14 protein-coding genes and 1 CRISPR repeat array are annotated in these 17623 nt (G+C 35.4%); of the genes, 6 read left to right on the forward strand and 8 right to left on the reverse strand.

Features of this window, described 5'->3' with window-relative positions; all coding sequences use genetic code 11:
- Positions 1-21 precede the first annotated feature (21 nt).
- From HS5_RS08195 to cmr4, 6 genes are read right to left on the reverse strand one after another with little or no spacing between them, the layout of a single operon-like run.
- On the reverse strand, positions 22-933 hold the full coding sequence (locus HS5_RS08195) for a hypothetical protein (RefSeq protein ID WP_236750840.1): 912 nt from the start codon (positions 931-933) through the stop codon (positions 22-24).
- Positions 930-3989 (reverse strand): type III-B CRISPR-associated protein Cas10/Cmr2, encoded by a 3060-nt coding sequence (gene cas10 / locus HS5_RS08200; protein WP_236750842.1) that lies wholly within the window; start codon positions 3987-3989, stop codon positions 930-932. The genes HS5_RS08195 and cas10 overlap by 4 nt, the downstream gene beginning before the upstream one ends.
- Positions 3979-4869 carry a type III-B CRISPR module RAMP protein Cmr6 gene (cmr6, locus tag HS5_RS08205; RefSeq protein ID WP_236750844.1) on the reverse strand — a complete coding sequence of 297 codons (891 nt, stop codon included), beginning with the start codon at positions 4867-4869 and terminating at the stop codon, positions 3979-3981. The genes cas10 and cmr6 overlap by 11 nt, the downstream gene beginning before the upstream one ends.
- A complete protein-coding gene (locus tag HS5_RS08210) occupies positions 4859-6202 on the reverse strand; it encodes an RAMP superfamily CRISPR-associated protein (RefSeq protein WP_236750846.1) in 1344 nt (447 codons plus the stop codon). Before HS5_RS08210 ends, cmr6 begins: the two co-directional genes overlap by 11 nt.
- Positions 6174-6716: a type III-B CRISPR module-associated protein Cmr5 gene (gene cmr5, locus HS5_RS08215; protein WP_236750848.1), complete on the reverse strand. Its 543-nt coding sequence runs from the start codon at positions 6714-6716 to the stop codon at positions 6174-6176. The genes HS5_RS08210 and cmr5 overlap by 29 nt, the downstream gene beginning before the upstream one ends.
- 1 nt (position 6717) lies before the next feature.
- A complete protein-coding gene (gene cmr4, locus HS5_RS08220; protein WP_236750849.1) occupies positions 6718-7599 on the reverse strand; it encodes a type III-B CRISPR module RAMP protein Cmr4 in 882 nt (293 codons plus the stop codon).
- Between the two features lie 230 nt (positions 7600-7829).
- Between cmr4 and HS5_RS08225 the strand changes: the two genes are divergently transcribed.
- The 3 genes from HS5_RS08225 (at position 7830) to HS5_RS08230 (ending at position 10171) form a co-directional block, all read left to right on the forward strand.
- Positions 7830-8396, forward strand: a complete 567-nt coding sequence (locus HS5_RS08225; RefSeq protein ID WP_236750851.1) for a hypothetical protein — start codon at positions 7830-7832, stop codon at positions 8394-8396.
- A gap of 548 nt (positions 8397-8944) precedes the next feature.
- On the forward strand, positions 8945-9073 hold the full coding sequence (locus HS5_RS14520; RefSeq protein ID WP_256445535.1) for a hypothetical protein: 129 nt from the start codon (positions 8945-8947) through the stop codon (positions 9071-9073).
- Between the two features lie 54 nt (positions 9074-9127).
- Positions 9128-10171, forward strand: a complete 1044-nt coding sequence (locus tag HS5_RS08230; RefSeq protein WP_236750852.1) for an AsnC family protein — start codon at positions 9128-9130, stop codon at positions 10169-10171.
- A gap of 484 nt (positions 10172-10655) precedes the next feature.
- Here the strand turns inward: HS5_RS08230 and HS5_RS08235 are convergent, their stop codons facing one another.
- Complete coding sequence (locus HS5_RS08235; RefSeq protein ID WP_236750853.1) at positions 10656-10970, reverse strand: hypothetical protein; 315 nt, start codon at positions 10968-10970, stop codon at positions 10656-10658.
- Positions 10971-11238: 268 nt separating this feature from the next.
- A CRISPR array of direct repeats spans positions 11239-13835; the repeat unit is 25 nt; unit sequence CTTTCAATCCCTTTTGGGATACTAC.
- Between the two features lie 851 nt (positions 13836-14686).
- Here HS5_RS08235 and HS5_RS08240 point away from each other — a divergent pair.
- From HS5_RS08240 to HS5_RS08250, 3 genes are all read left to right on the forward strand, one after another.
- Complete coding sequence (locus HS5_RS08240) at positions 14687-14917, forward strand: hypothetical protein (protein ID WP_236750854.1); 231 nt, start codon at positions 14687-14689, stop codon at positions 14915-14917.
- Between the two features lie 77 nt (positions 14918-14994).
- Positions 14995-15528 carry a hypothetical protein gene (locus HS5_RS08245; protein WP_236750855.1) on the forward strand — a complete coding sequence of 178 codons (534 nt, stop codon included), beginning with the start codon at positions 14995-14997 and terminating at the stop codon, positions 15526-15528.
- A gap of 78 nt (positions 15529-15606) precedes the next feature.
- The gene (locus tag HS5_RS08250) at positions 15607-15936 is read left to right on the forward strand and encodes a hypothetical protein (protein ID WP_236750856.1); all 330 of its coding nucleotides are present in this window, start codon (positions 15607-15609) and stop codon (positions 15934-15936) included.
- Between the two features lie 483 nt (positions 15937-16419).
- Here the strand turns inward: HS5_RS08250 and HS5_RS08255 are convergent, their stop codons facing one another.
- Positions 16420-17589, reverse strand: a complete 1170-nt coding sequence (locus HS5_RS08255; RefSeq protein WP_236750857.1) for a YncE family protein — start codon at positions 17587-17589, stop codon at positions 16420-16422.
- Positions 17590-17623: the final 34 nt, after the last annotated feature.

Below are 17623 nucleotides of genomic sequence, written 5' to 3' on the forward strand. Positions count from 1 at the left end.
ACACTGCCCTGGATTACCTTCTTAGCTTTGCAGTCTTATTCTGTAAATTGCCCCGAAACCTAACTCACTAAGGATTCCTAAAGCTTTTGCGTCTTCGCATTCTTCCTTTACTTTAATAACAGTACCTGGTGGCAAGGCTCGGAGCATTGGTCTTCTTTCGTTACCGTAACCTAAGGCGTAATAAGTAGTCTTAACCTTAAAGTCCATATGATTTCCCTTCTCTACAACAACACCGTAAATTTCATCAACACATTGGAAACCTTTTACATTACTCAGTTTAGTAAAATAGGTTTCTTCAGTTTCAAACAATAAGGGCTGAAGTAATATTGCATAATCTCCTTCTCCGTAATCACATTCACAATTTTCAGGGCAAACTTCCGCGTACCTATTTTCTCCTCCTAACATGGATACTCCTTTAATATTCTCTTTAATATTTACACAGTACTCTAGTGCGTACTCGTTTGAGAAGAATTTTTGATAAAATGAGTGGATAGTAGTTCTATTACTCCTGTTCAACTGGTTCATTCTCCTAGTTTGTACCCTCAGTTCTCTTATAATGCTTTCAGTTATTATGCCTTCAAAAGAGTTAATTGCATATTCTATGTATTTTTTGACGTCAAGAATTAATTTACTAAAAAGTAACGGATAATACTTCTTGTCCATCTCATCACGTATTAATGGACCCCAAGTTAAAGGACTATCAGAGTGATAAACGTATTTCAATTCATTCTGAGTAAGTGAGTAGTAAGCATCCTTTAGGTCGTCAATTCCAGGCTTTTTTAGTGGGCTAACGTTCTTCAGCTTTCCTATAATACCTAATATTGTAGTAGGAGATAGAAATGCTGAGACCACGTCAACGTTCTCTATTATTATTCCACTGCTCTGCCTAAGACCTAACCTGTATTCCTCCAAGGGTTTTATTATAACCTTCAAAGTGTACCCCTCATTAGCCTAAATCCTTTGAATATTTCATCTACAATGTTGCTTTTATACTCTCCAGTTTCTAAAGTCATCGTATCAAATTCAAAGTTAACGCCCTTTCCGTTATTCCTGGCTAATACGTAATTAATTAGTTTCTCAATCAGCTCAGAGTTTTTTCCTTTACTCATTTCGTCGTCTATCAATTCCTTAAATCCTTCCTCGTAGTCTTCAAATACTGAAGAGCTTAAAACGTTACTTAAGTTGAGCGTCCACATGCTCTTTAACAGTCTTAGGTATTTGAAATCCCACATGGGTAATATGCTTTCATAACTAGATCTTGAAGAGGAAATAATTACAGAGAACTTTTCCTTGACTGTCCTGTCTTCAAGGTACCATTTTACCTTTTTAACCTTGCTGAGCAACTCCGTAGCCTTCTGTATTTCGTTAGTCATGAAGTCAGCTATGTTAGTAATCCTCACAGACATAGACCTACCGTGAGGTGATATTGAAGGGATATACCAATTTCTCGCTTTAAAGAAACCGTCCTCACTGACAAAGTTTTCCTCTAGATCGATTATGGTATCAATTAGCCTATCTATTGGGACTAATGTTACTACGTCGTCACCTCCTGCGTAAATTATTTGCCCGTGGTTTTCAACTTCCACGGTTTTAATATCCCTAAGTAAAGTTATCATCATTGCAGCTGATAGTGCCACCCTGTAGGTCGGAGTCATTAAAATGTAGCCGTTGCTAATACTATTCGTTATTGTTATCATTTTAACGTAACTACAAGCTAAAGATTTATGTGTGTATGAATTACTTTTTAAACCTAATAATCCAGAAATCACTTCAAAGTATTTTTCTGCCTCTATTTCAGCCCTGGCAGATTCCGTCATATCGTCAACATCAGCTTTAATAATTGCGTAGAATTCCCTATAGCCCTTTATTGCGTTCTTAAACGCTTTATTAACCTCATCTAGCTCATAGTCCTTCTGGACGCAACCCAACGTTTTATCATCAAGTTCTGTACATTTACTAAACAGTTTTCTAGCCTTTATAGGATTTCCTAATTTTTCGTAAATGTTTATCTCGTCTTCGTAAAGAAGATCCTTTAGTTCTTCACATTCTTTTGCGTCCTTAATAATAGGTTGTAAAACTTCCTTATAATAACTATACGCAATATCGTCAGTACTCCTGAATACTTTAAGGGGACTATTATGCAACCTATAATATAGCCCCCTCTTAATTATACACAGCGGGCCTACTTTTTCGCCGGGCTTAAACCAAACCTTTAAGTCGTCAAATAAGTTGTTTACGTTCTGATTGGGAACGAGTTTTGAAAGTTCCTCTTTTGTGGACTCAGAATAGTCGTCGTCTTCCTTACCGAAATTAATTATTGCGGGTTCATTTCCACAAACTGTACAATATTCCCAATCTCTTCTGCCATTTATGTAATTGAAATCCCTATTAACTACGTAGCTTGAACCCATCTTACGTGATGTAAACCATTGCGGTTTGGGTAATATTTCTGTTTTATATCTATCTTTTACCATTTTTCTATATAATTTAGTTGTAATATAATGGAAAAGGTATTGATTTTCAAGGATGTTTATGTCATTACAATTTAAGATTTTATCCACTCCTTTTTCCTTTAAATCTTCATTCACTTCTTCCTTTATCTCATCAATGTCTACAACATATATTGCAGGTCTAATTAGGACTTTATCTACGTATTTTTCTGCCTCATTAATTATTACGTCAATCAGTTCATTATTTCCTTGTTGTGAATTAATGCCAAATGCACTAATGAATTCGTTACATAACTCGGTAGTAATTTGCCCGGATGGGATCTCCTTCAATATGCAGTTGTACGCATTCCTATAGTATTCTAAAACCTTCTGCTCAAGTTTAATAGAGCAACTATCGGGCTCTTTAGGTAACACCAAGCTGGCGGTTGCGGGGATTATTGCTTCTTTGATGAACTGTTTATAATCATAAATCCCGCTAAGCTCACCCAGTATTGTATTCAGTACATTTTCGACCTCACTCTTTGTATCATCATCTATTGCACCTTTGTTCTTTAAATAACTCAAGACCATAGCGTAGTATAACGGGTTAAACCTAGCAGTGGGTGCTAATAATACATCAGGTCCGTATTCCTTAATTAACTGCCATACTGTTAGCCAAATTATCATTGAGAGCATCCAGCTTCCCGCCCAATAATCGCCGGCCTTCCTCGCGGAGTTAACAATTTCCTGCACTCCCGGGATATCTATTACTACATAAAAGCCTTTAGGTTCGATACCACTTCTGTTTTGTGGTCTTGTGCCATAATATGTCCAGTTTATCATTGAGGCCGTTGCATATAGGTGATCAAAGATTGTAAAATACGGGGCTCTAGAGTCCTCAACCTCGACCGGAAGGTTATGATAAATCCATAATGGCTCGTATATTGTATAGATGAGGAAATACAAATATTTTATATCACTACTAAGAGAACTTAATTTATCAATTATACTCCTAAATTTCAAAACGAAATCTTCAAAGTCGTTCTCATTTTTAATATCATAATTTAGCGTCTTTGATAAAGTTGGCTCGAAAATGTTATGGAATCCAGAATATTTTACCATTTTTCTATTGTTTGTTAAATAATTTAGTACCCATCTATTAAATTCTGAAGCATAAACGTCAGCAGAGTGGACCATATCTTTAGCCTTTTCTGCATTAGAATTATGTGGTGGTTGTAAGGCTATAGAACAAATAGTGTCCTTTGTCCTTTCAAGTACGGAACAGAGGAGGTACATTAAGAATAATAAAGCCTCGACTTCATGGGCCTTTAGTCTACGTTGGTCTCCACGCTTACCTTTTTTCGTTTCGCAAATATCTTTACAGCCGTTTGAAAAGCCTGAACAGTCGTATATTTTTGAGGCAAAATAATTACATAATTTCTGATTTTTGATAAATTCTCTAAAGAAATCATGACCTCTTCTTACCATCCCCACAGTCATCTTGTGTGGAGGGTCGTGGAATAATGCATATATTTTATACAAAAAGAAATCATCGTCCATTTACTCTCACCTTACCTACCTTCTTTGGCCTCGTAAAATTAAACGTTGATAAAGAGAAATCTTCAAGTGCAAACTCACCGTAACCTCTGGAAGTTTTAGCACCTACACCCTGTTTAAAAGCGTAAAGTATTGGTAAAAGGAAAGATAACCCTCCACCTTTATAACCTATGTTGAATGCCCAATCTTGGAATAATGGGATAGCCTCTTGATGAACACCAATTATAAACCTAAACTCCACCCCTTCAGCTACTGCTATCCTCAGTATGGGTACGGGCTGTGCTTCATATTCGTTCTTAATGAGTTTACCACCTCTGAAGTAATGAGGAGTTATCACGTCACCGGTAAGTATTTTATCTGCACTTACAGGGTAGGAATCCATAGCAAATATTAAAGACGAGGAAACATCTAAACCGGTCACGTAAATCTCTGCATTCTCAAATCTATGATTTTCACTTTCTGGCACTCCGAAAATCTGATAAACTATGGAAATGCACTCTTCGTTCCTCTTACATAGGTCTATCATATAACTCCTAAGGATACCCTTTATTACAGAACCTGGAATATAAGGTAAGTTGAGTGCGTTGTTCCATACTAACCCTGACTCAAAGAACGTATAAAAAGGAGAAATTTCGGAAACGCCTACGTAAAGCTTTTTAGCGGTTTTAGCCCTAACGTCGATTACGCAGTAACCTAAGCTCTTTAATGCGTTTACGACTTCCTCCATCGATTTTTCTGCAGTCGGCATGTTCCTTGAAAAAGAACAGTTGGACAAAGCCTTTACAAGATCCTTTTTCACGTCATCAAGGATTTCTTCCTCCGCAAGGATTTTTTCTGTTATGTAATCTTCAATGAGTGTAATAATGTTGCACTCATTGTCCATGACACCCACCTCCTAAAATGAATTTCAGCCAACTCATTGTGGCGTATACGTAATCTCTTACGTTATTCGAAGGGTTTAAATAACCTTGACCTGGCACGATCATACCAAATTTAGGTATTGATGAGCTTGAAGATTTTCCTTTTAATTCGATTTTTCTAAATTCGTCTTCCCCATAAATAAAAGGAATCAAGTATATCTCACTACAAGTATCTCCATTACATATGGGGGAGATGGTTATATATGATATTCTCCTTCCAGGATCTTCTTTTGTTTCATCTTTTATAAGGTATCCTAAACCCTGTTTATCGCTTCTAGGTAAGCCAAGAGGCCAAATAGGATACATCTTACTAAGATAAGCACAATTGTCCTCAACCGATGTTTCCCAGGCTTCTTTCAAAGTTGCGACTCCAATTGCAATTAGGTATGTTATCGGATCTTTTATAATTATCTGTTCATATTTATTTTTCTTATAATTATATAAACAAGGATTTTCTATCTTTTCCACGGAAATTTCACAGGGAGGAATTTCTCCTATAATTCCACTATTGGTAATATTTTTACCTAAAAGTAGCAATTCGTTAAGATCCTGATTCAGCTCAAACTTCCAGTCATTTTCAAGAGCAAATCTTCCAAATCCTCTAGTTGCGGCTTTACCAATACCCATGTATTTCATTGTGAAAATTAATGATGACTTAAAGAAATCGAATAGTTCATCACTTACTCCGTTATTAATTAACTCCACTTTTATCCTTACGCTTTTAGGCTTAGCAGGTTGATTATGATAGTAAAACAATGGGTCGTCCCTATTCATATGCGCTAGGAAAAACCTGGGTATGCTAAAATACCTTAAGTATTCTACTATAGATTCCGACACTTCTTTAAGACCCGCGGTAATCGTGTCAAACTCATCGTTAATAATTATGTTAAACTTACTATTCAATTTTTTATCCTTAATAATCTTAAATACACGATATGCTTCCTTTTTTGTAAAATAAAAGGACTGTTTCTCACCTTTGTATGCCGTAACCCTTACGGTTATCTTAGATTTATTATCTAACGTTCCCAGTTCTTTTAAAAACCTCTCATCAATGTTGTCAAAACCGTTTATTCCCAAAATCTGTGCTATAATGTTCCTCATTAGCCACTTAGTCCTACCTACTATCTCATTAGCTGAAGGTACTGTAACGTTTCCGTCGTCGTCAAAAGTATAGCCGAATTCGTTACCTCCCCACCACGGCGTAGTATTTACAAACGTTAGCTCAACTCTCTCAATGAGGTTATCTACGCCTTCAAATATATTCCCTTCAGTCATTACTACCGCCGTAAATACCATCAACTATCTTCTTTAGTTCAATTGAAAAATTAAGTACCGACTCCTCGATTTGAGATAATAGTAGATTCTTTTCTTCCTCTTCTTTTAGCTCTTTAAGAGTACTTATAATATCTTTCTTAATGTGATCATTTATCAAAATTTTCATATCGTCTAAACTTTCAAACTCTTTTATGCACTTGTCGAAGAACCGTAAGTCGTAAAGTTTGCATTTAATCCACGCAAAGTTGACGACTAGGTATGAAGTATAACCATCATCTCTAACTTCTCTACAGAGATTCGTACTACGGTCTATCTTTTCGCCATAAAGGAAGTATTTAATGGAAGGAATTAGTATATCATCATCAACCTTTGAGAGGAGGAATGTAATAGAAGATATCAGACCCAACTGTTGTACCATTTGAGGAAACTCTCTAGCCCTGCTCCTAAATCCTTTAATAGCTTCTTTACCTCCACACTCAATGTGTAAGTCTAGGACTTTCTTACCGATGTCTAAAGCGTAATCGATCTCGTCCATGCTAAACACCTATGAAGACCTTAACAAAACCCTTTCCTATACTTTCCTTCCCGCCTATATTTAAGTAGAAGGAGTAAACGTCGTCACGGACTTTACTACCGTGAAGAACCGTAGAGAGAGTAGGCAAGAATAGTAAATTGTCACAATATTTCTTTTTCAGATCTCCGCAGTAACGGTTCTCCGAGTTTTCGTCTATTATCATACCTCCGATAAATATCGACCCCATCGGGACGTATTCCTCGCTCCATAGCCCTTCTCCGCTCACTACCTTACTTAAGAGATTCAACCTATTCCTAGTATATATTATTAAAGACTTGTCCACAACCTTCCTATCGTCAGCGATGCCAAGCTTTTCAGTAAACAACGGCAATTGTTTAAGTATTGAAACACTTACTGACGTAACTCTCACCCTATTACCGTATACTGTTCCATCCTTGCCTTCATTACTATTCAAAAGATTGGAAATTTCATTGCCTAAAGTTCCTAAATAACTGTTTAGCTCGAGTATTGTATTAAATATGTTTTTAGTTCTATTAATTAGATATTCAGTAGTAACTTGCATGAAACCTTGAGTATTTGGTGCGGGCAAAGAGAATAGAGGGAGATCTAGAACGTCGAGAACCCCCTTACTGCTTTCCTCTTCTTCCGGCTCACTGCCGAAAAGACAACAACATTCAGGCTTCTCGTTACAGTTAATCCTACCATTATCATTGAGTGAATTTCCTGCACATAATGCCTTCAAAGGTCCCTTAAACGCTGAAGAGTAAATTATTGGGTAACCTAACTGGTCCCTTTGTACGGGCAAATCTACTATACCGTATCCCCTACCTGCACCGGGGTGGAGGTTGGTTATAGCGTAAGCTAGAACAAAAAGCCCTTTCATTGGTTAAAAGTAGATTAACAGTTTAATAAGTCTTAATTACTCATCCTAGCAAGTGCTTTCTTGGAGGTATGGATTAAAAAGTAAGTTTAAGTAGTTGGTAAAAAACTGGACAGTCCTACAAAACATAAACCAAGCAGTTGAACTCGACGACTAAGTGAAGTACGCAACAAAACGACAACTGACTAAAACATTTTTATTATAGGAATTAGTTAAGAATACTGGGTGGAACCTTGAGTACTACACAGCAGGAGTATGTTTTCGTACCAATAATTAATGGCATAATATATAATTTTATGATAAATAACAATAATAATGATAAATATTCTGTTGATATTAATGGCAACGTGTTATCTACTGATATTAAAATTATTGATTGTAATGGAAATAATGTTAAAAAATTTAATAATGTTTTTGTGTTATTTGGTGCTGTAGCTAAAGCTGAAAATAATAAAATTAAGATTCAACTTACGCTGAATCCTTGTGATTACGTAAGAGGACTTATTTTTAAAGAAGATATTAGTAAAACAAGTGCAATATTTGATAATTGTGATAATTGTGATGGACGTAATATATCTCTCAAATCGTTTGCAATACTTAATAGAGATGGTAATTTACAAATGAATAGTATTAAGGTTTATATAAGCAAAGATAACAATCGTCCCGTCTCAATCTATTCTGGCAATACTGAAATAGTATCGGTAAAAAAGGATAACGGAGCAATAATTAAATTAAATAACACCTCAATTGAAATAAATAATGTCTTAAGTATATTTAGATATTCTACTCCTAAAGTATAATGTAAAAATTTTGGATAATATTATATATATTCTCACCGATCACTCATATATTTCTTGTAGTTTAAAATTTAAATACAATCAATTAAAATTTTTGGATATACCATCGGAACTTATGAAAGTCTATTAAATTGTTATACATAATTTAAAGTGTAATACTGCCTCTTAGATTACTTGAACTTTTTCCGTAATCAGTTTGAAGGTTCTGCTCTTTTAGCTCAGATTTTGCCTTGATAGCCCAAAATTTAAGGTTAGATGCTGACAAAGTAAGATTAACTCTAGACAACAAATATTATGAACAAGTTTTACTGATCTATGATAAAAATTCAGTTAAATATGACTCATTGATGTGAGGAGACATATACTTCTCCTATTACATAATACAGAAAGGTAGAAAGAGAGTTTTCTATGAAAGTTACTAAAAGAGATTAGCTTTTTCTCTAAATAGTTTTTATTACGTCCTTCGCAAAGAGGGATTTAAAAAGCTTACTTTGTTTTTTTGACGTTTTTCATGCTTAACCCCTAGTAAATTAAAAGAAGATCGAAGAAAAATGATGGATGTATACAAACTAAACCTAGGAATAAGGTTAACAATAGCCTTACTTGGTCTAGCATTAGCAGCTCTAGGAATGGCTCATATATTCTTTGCGGAAGAAAGTACATCACCTGATGCAGCTTAAAGTTTTTTAATATTATAAGGGATATCTTTTTAAGTTAATATTCGACTTTTTCTCGTGTTAATTGAGAAAGAGAAGTTAATTCTATCAGAGGTTCTATATTACTTACAACGTTTCGGAGATTTAAACCCTAAGGTTATTGGTGCAATATCAAGGATTAAGGACGTTGACAAATATATACTCTGGTTAAGGCAAAATTTCCAATATAACTTATATCCTTTTTCCAGGTGGCAGACTTTAGGATTAAAGAAGTATTATGTTACTATTTATTCTAATTATCCTAATATTTCCTTAGACGACTTATATGAATTATTTGACGGCACTCCAACCTTTATCTTAAGGGACGTCCTTAATCCTCTAGTAATTAACCTTTCCGTGTATTATAATTCATCAAAGTTTGATGAAGTTCTTGATTATTTACAAGGTGAAGGAATAATTTACCATTACGATATTCACGAGGTCAAGGAGGAGAAGTTTTATCCTATTGATTACTCAAACTTTGATTTTGAAAAGAGGGAATTTACCGGCATTCTATCTTCGCCTAAAGAACCCTTCGAATTACCAAACCTTACAGAGGGATTTTCTCCAGATGACATTGACGTTAAAATTATTGGTAAAAAGCAAGCTAAAGCTTATTCTTCACTTAAGGAAATATCTACAATGCTAGGAATTTCATTTAAGGATGTTCTTTACCATACTCAAGCCCACGTAATAGGTAAGGGATTAATAGTAGGATATGCCGCACGTTTATTTAAGCCGGATTTTAGACTTGAAGTTAGTTTTGGCGAAGAAGACACCTTAGAGGAACTGAGTAGGATACCTAGCATGCATTTTGCTCATAAGTTAGATGACGAAACTTATTACGTTCACGTTGTAGATAACTCATCTAGGCTATTGGACTATCTAGATTTTATTTCTACTCTAAAGAGTAAGGATACAATAGAAGTTTACATACATCCGATTAATAAGCGGTACGTCTTTACTGCCTCAATTCCTTACGAGCACTTCCAGAACGGAAGGTGGAACTTTAACACTCAAGTCATGATGTTAAGGGCAGAGAAGTTTGCAAAGAAATTGGAGAAGTCAAGCGACAAAGAGTAATTTTAACGCCTTTTTAATTAATATTTGCGACAAAGCGTTCTGGATACTATTTTTATTTATCTACACAATTATTCAAGTTTGAGGATGAGAAATAAGAGAGCAATAAAAACTAAGTTTTATTTATTTAACCTATCCTAATGATACATATCTTGATTAATGACTATTAATATGAGCGAATGAAGGAAATTTTTATTAATTTTTCTAAAGTGATAATATTTTATATTTAGAATAGAGTTCATATCTTTATGGCAAAAGTCGTATGGCTCTGTAACCTCTATTAGATTTTAAGAGAACCGTTTTAATTACGTCTACGATATAACCCAAAAGAATTAACATATCTATCGATAAGGCTAAGTACGTTATTCCGTGTAACTTTCACATTGCTGCTTTGCGGGGTTGTTCAATTTTTATTAAAGTAAACGTTAGACTCACTTTTAATTTAACATATAATTTTGAATTTAAGAAAAATTAACAAGCTTAATACCTAAGAAAATTGAAGTGTACAACAAAGCATCACATTGCCTATACTCTTAGCAAGTTCCGGTAAATTATCTTTCAGTATGTTTACAGTTATAGCTGTTATCTCGAGTATAATATTTGAGCTTAAGCCTTGAGATTTATACTTCTCATATAACATTAACGCAGTTTTACTTTTATCTAATATAACGAATGAGATAAGCTCATTTGTTACGAATTGCAATGCAGTACCTAAAGTTCTCTCCAAATACATCTTCATGTCAGGATTATTTCTAACCTTACTATATAGCATTACATAGTTTTTCTCATACTTATTTGCCATTGCACTGCTAAACTCGGTGACATAGTCTTTACAAACCTAAATAGCATATTATCTTCATGGACATTAAAGATCTGCTTGGTTCCGTAGTAGGTTACTTTAAAATGAGGAGACCAAGATAAGTTGAAAGTGACTAGACTCCGCGTTAGGATTTTTCAAAGTAACTCTTTCTGTTCACTGCTACAAGCTTCAACATATTACCTTATGAGTCAAACATACCTTGTTAATTTATTAGTCAAATCCATTTTTAACGTTTCATAATCCTCAATTTCTTTCAATCCCTTTAGGGATACTACTTCATCTATGTTAACGACACTTCGACCTCTGCAGCTTTCAATCCCTTTAGGGATACTACATCATTACTTACGTCGGTATACAGTATTATTTTCATCAACTTTCAATCCCTTTAGGGATACTACAGCAAGTTGTCAAAAACTGTATTTGCGGAAGATGGTCACTTTCAATCCCTTTTGGGATACTACTTGTCTAACAAAGATGAACTTCCTCTGTTCTACTATTTCTTTCAATCCCTTTTGGGATACTACTTGAATTTCCGATTAAAACTAATTAAATATTATAGAGATCTTTCAATCCCTTATGGGATGTTACCTTAGCACATGCAGTTACAGTTACTTTCAAGCTATCTCCCTTTCAATCCCTTATGGGATGCTACAATCGTAATAGATGGAGCAGTACTCTACGTATGCGAACCTAACTTTCAATCCCTTATGGGATGCTACGTCTGGTTACATCATCAACGGAGTTATTCAATTACTGCTTTCAATCACTTATGGGATGCTACTAGATTTGGTAAGCTTTCTACAAATTTATATTTCTTTCAATCCCTTATGGGATGCTACAAACTACATACTGTCAAGGATGAGTTCAGGAAATACCGTCTTTCAATCCCTTATGGGATGCTACTCTGCTCCTTCTTTTGGGTGTCTGTGTTGAATTCTTCCTTTCAATCCCTTATGGGATGCTACATATAATCTTCATCAAAATCGGAGATGAAAATATCCACTTTCAATCCCTTTTAGGATGCTACGTAACTAATTCTTAGAATAAACTCTTCAGTTAACTGAACTTTCAATCCCTTTGTGGATACTACAATTAAGACAAGTCCTAGAAAACACGCCCTTTATTTTCTTTCAATCCCTTTGTGGATACTACATACAAAGGAGTCAAAGGTACATATACGGATATGAGCCAACTTTCAATCCCTTTTGGGATACTACGAAGCTATCATATTTACATAAATTAACCAAGTGAAATTACTTTCAATCCCTTTTGGGATACTACGAGTTTGAAAATTGTAAAATAAGAATGATAATGTACAAAAACTTTCAATCCCTTTTGGGATACTACATGCGAAGAAGCTTTGTGAGATAGAGTTCTGTGAACTCTTTCAATCCCTTTTGGGATACTACGCAGGAAGACTTCAATTTTTTCTAGGCTCGCTAACATCTTTCAATCCCTTTTGGGATACTACTATTAATGGTGAAGGATATGTTTGCGGTAACGATGAACTTTCAATCCCTTTTGGGATACTACAAGATTGAATATATGTTTTATAATAAACATGGTAGGATCTTTCAATCCCTTTTGGGATACTACATGGAAACCGTTCTAGACTCAATTTCAACTATGATTAACTTTCAATCCCTTTTGGGATACTACAATTTAGTATATTTGCACGACCTCCTAGAAAGCATAATCTTTCAATCCCTTTTGGGATACTACTAAATATAGTTATAATCTCCACCATTTTGCGGATATTTCTTTCAATCCCTTTTGGGATACTACTACAACGCCTGAATGCGTTCAGCAAGCGATAGATGATTCTTTCAATCCCTTTTGGGATACTACTATATCCCGCAACGCCGCATTAGACTGGTCGCTACCACTTTCAATCCCTTTTGGGATACTACGCGGTCCTCAAGACAGTGCGAACATCTACTTGATTGATACTTTCAATCCCTTTTGGGATACTACGCGTATACCATACCTTAATCTATCGTAAGCAGGGTTAACTTTCAATCCCTTTTGGGATACTACATTTGGTTTTAATAAACTTGAAAAAACCATATATTGTACTTTCAATCCCTTTTGGGATACTACTTGTTAAATTGCCTTCCAGTTCCTCATGGTCTAGCGACTTTCAATCCCTTTTGGGATACTACCGAATATGAATTAATTTTGGAGCAAATGGAAAATTTCTTTCAATCCCTTTTGGGATACTACTTAAAAGAAAGACAAAAAGGGTTTTTAATAGGATTTTTCTTTCAATCCCTTTTGGGATACTACTTCTCCAGTCACCTGGAGAATAGGATTTCCCTCTATGACTTTCAATCCCTTTTGGGATACTACACTTATTCAATATCATAAACAGCATTGATGACATCTTTCAATCCCTTTTGGGATACTACTCCGTTCTATCCCATGTCTGATTGCGTAAGCGTCAACTTTCAATCCCTTTTGGGATACTACGATGATTCTACATATAAAATACTCTATAGTATATGTAATCTTTCAATCCCTTTTGGGATACTACGAAGGATATACTTGAGTAACTTTACTCGGGACCAGGTCTTTCAATCCCTTTTGGGATACTACGCATTAACTGACCCGCTTACAATATTTACATCTAAATTCTTTCAATCCCTTTTGGGATACTACCAGATATTATTACAATATTTAAGCAACAAGGAGCTGTTCTTTCAATCCCTTTTGGGATACTACCACATATTTTTTATAAGCATGCAAACTAGCATATTTTGGCTTTCAATCCCTTTTGGGATACTACCAATTCGGGAAAACGGTGTAGACCTTAGAATAGGTAACTTTCAATCCCTTTTGGGATACTACTGATTGATTTTTATACCTCATCTCCTTATTTTGCGTTTTCCTAATTTATAAGTTTTTGATTTTTAGGAGTGGCATCATGCGACCGTTTTTCCTAGTAATTAAGATAGCGTTTTTTGGTCGCATGGTACTTTTCGCTAATTGAAAGAATGTTTTACTTTATAAACGTTAAACCCCTCTTACAACCTTCGTATCGGTCGCATCCAGCCTCGCATTTTATCGTTTTTAATCTCAACAAGAAATTCGTATATTGCCTTATCTGGTTTAGTATTTTTTAGTATTATTTTCGTATCATCCCGATAAAATTCTTTCACGAAATGATAGATAATAACAAATCATTTTCACTTCCACGAGATAGTTATCCTTATAAATAGACTTTTAAATCACGATAAATACGTAAAAATAACTACGCCTTTACTATAAACAATTTTTAAAACGAGACCTCTAGGGAAATTCTTGACCTACAGTATAATGGGATAGCACAGTAAATGATAAGGAGTGAGAGATTGTGAGTTTTTCATACGCAATTAGGACGCAACTACACGTTAATGTTATAACACAGTAATAAAATTTCTTAATCTTATAAATCTCCTAGATAATGTGAGCATGAGTGTCCTCTTCCCTCCCTCGCCTTCCGAAGACTTTTTGATTGACCAGCTCGAGTTAGCCCTGTCCGTGTGTGGTCAAGTGATTATTATGAAACGCGATTCTACATATTACTGGGAAAGGACTTACTGTTACTAGAAAGTGAGCACACGAGCCAGTATAAGGAGTTGAACTTTAAGGTCGCTTTAGCTTAAATGCCAGAGTTCTATAGCTGAAAGCTATTTTATTTGCTGGGTAAATCTTTACTCATGGAAGCCGTATACTACGACGAGAAGTTAGAGGACGTAGGCATGGAGTTCTTAAGGGGGGAGGAGGTTAAGAAAGTCATTGGCGGAACTAAGAAGTTGGATTACCTTACCGTGGGCCAATGGCTTTTAAATCACGGCAAGGGCGACGTTTTAGTTTTCCTACAAGACGTGTTGCCTTACATAGCTTTCAATTCTTCGTATATAGACTTTTTAGCCTTGACAATAACCTAGGTAAATTCCTTAGCAAAGGGGGTACTGTACTATGGATAGGTGAAACACCGTTTTTCTACAGGCTTAGGTGCGAGCAGGTGGATATAAGAGAAGTGGAGGAGAAATTTGAGGAAGGTCTGAGGTTTGTAACACCTAAGGAGTTTTTCCTCAGTAAGTTTAAAATTAAAGAAGTTGAGGGATACGGCGTCTGTTTTAGGGATATAATTTCCAATTGGCACTTTGATGAGGGGCATAACCTTAGGTTCATTTCACTATTTACTAAGTATTTGGGGTTTTTCGACATCTCAAAAGTATGCTATTTGGACAGGGAGATAAGCGTGGAACCAACCTTAACTGGAGGGCTTTTAAACTATAAGTCTAGGAGGTCATTTAGACCCGTGAAGTTGAACATTGAGTACACTCCACTTAACGTCACTAGCCTCCTTACTCCTTCTTGCTCTGGTAAATATATTGACTCTTGGGTTAGGAAAGTGGGCGAAGGTTACTTTGTCAGGTTACTCGATTATTCTCCAACTGCTGAGGAGATAAAGGATGCAATAAGTATAGGTGAGAAAATTGCAAGCGTCGTTACTGAACTTACTGAAGAAATATCTCAACAAGAAAAGGGATGAAATGTTAGCTGAGATACGACAAGACGAAAGAGCTAGGCGATATTTTTCAAGAGAATTGGAGAATATATAGATGCCCTAATGAAATACAGGGATGACCCTAAGCACATAGCTAATATACTTTCGTCATTTAGAGGTAAATATGAGAAATTAACAAACATCAATGCGATGAACTTAATATTGGCTAAAAACTGTTGTTGTGATATCCTAAATAAGTTGCAGAGAGAGAATTGCAAGAACTTTACTCAAGTTACGAACTGCATCAGGAAAGAGGCTTGGAAAATATGCACTAGGGACCTAGTAAGTGGAGCGTTACAAGTAAGCGAAAATGATATCGAAGAAATTTACAACACCTTGAGGAATATATACGACTTAGCTAGTGGTGGTTTCACGGTAAAACTGAGAATATGAATATAGTAGTGCAAAATATGGGCATAATTATTGATAATTTTTGCTTTCTACTATATATTGAGTTTAACAAACTAAAGCAGACTGGTATAAAATGAGTCATACTCTAAACAAACTACCTTGTATAAAATTAAATGATAGCAGTTGTTCCATTTTAACACAGCTTAAATATTTTTAACTAATCAAGGTATTAGCATAAACTTATTTTGATGAATCTGTAGAGCTACCCAGTATAAAGGCTAAGCACGTACACCTACTTCACATGCCTTACACTTTTCAATTAGCCAAACGTAAAAACTTTGCTAGTAATTCTGTATTACCAAGGAAGATTGGAACAACTACTATAAGTGACTTACGACACACTTCGTGGGACAGCCCAATTTTTGTCAAATCTAGTTAAATTCACTTAGTGATTTAACTAGCTTAACGCTTATTGAAGTGATCCACAAACATATCTGGAAATAAAAACAGTAATCAGAAAAACTATCAGCTTTGCCTCTTTTTAATTAAGACTACTGACACTACTATTACTGCTGCCGCTGCTATTATTAAACTTATCATTATATATAAAGGTAGTGAAGTATGCGTAGCTTGTTCGGTAGCAATGATGCTGATAGACCCTGATAAACAATTTGTCACATACATGTACCCGTTATTGGGGTCGTAAACGATGTCTGACGGACCTTTTCCAACCGTTATATTCGCTATTACTTGGTTTGTTGAAGGGTCAATAACCGAGACCATGTTAGATTTAGTGTCTATTACGTATATGTACCCGTTACTGGGGTCGTAAACAATACTCGACGGCCATTTTCCTACAGATATGTTAGCTACCACAGTGTTATTAGAGTTAATTACAGAAATCGTGTTAGACATAGCGTCTGTCACATACACGTAACCGTTAGAAGGGTCGTAAGCAAGACTTAATGGGTATTGTCCTACAGATATGTTAGCTATTACCTTGTCAGTAGAGGTGTTAATTACTAAAACCGTATTCCTATAATTTGTCACGTACAAGTAACCGTTACTAGGGTCATATAAGATACTTAACGGACTTACAAAATGAGGGAACTTTCCGAGTTCTATCTCATGGATTACTTTGTTTGTGGAGGAATTAATGACAAATAACGGGAAGACTACAGTACAGCTTATTACGTATATGTACCCGTTAGAAGGGTCGTAAGCCATACTATCCAGTACCGGTGGCGGGAAAAGTGATATATTATGTATTACCTCGCCGGTAGAAGGGTTGATGACGAATAATAGGTGTAATGGACTCGTGACGTATATGTACCCGTTAGAAGGGTCATATAATAGGCTAAATGGGTGCCCTTTAACCGTTATATTCCCTATGACGTGATTTGTAGTAGAATTAATTACAGATATTGTGTCAGACCCGGAATCTGCAACGTATATACGACCATTTGCGTAAATAATACCGAACGGGCCTAGGTCGCTCTTAGTGCTTATTACATTGCCTTTTAGTAGTGTGTTATCGTAAAGTATTAATGTGTATTTCACGTAACCTACGTTTGTATTAGAGTACGCAAACGGCGTCACTTTATTTATTTCCATATAACCTGGTATCATTAAGACTGATATGACTCCTAGTGCAATTATAGATGTTGTTAGAATAGCTAATGCAATTCTTTTCATATAGTAGCGTAAGAGAATTGAATATATAAAATTT

The organism is Acidianus sp. HS-5 (assembly GCF_021655615.1).
Lineage (GTDB): Archaea > Thermoproteota > Thermoprotei_A > Sulfolobales > Sulfolobaceae > Acidianus.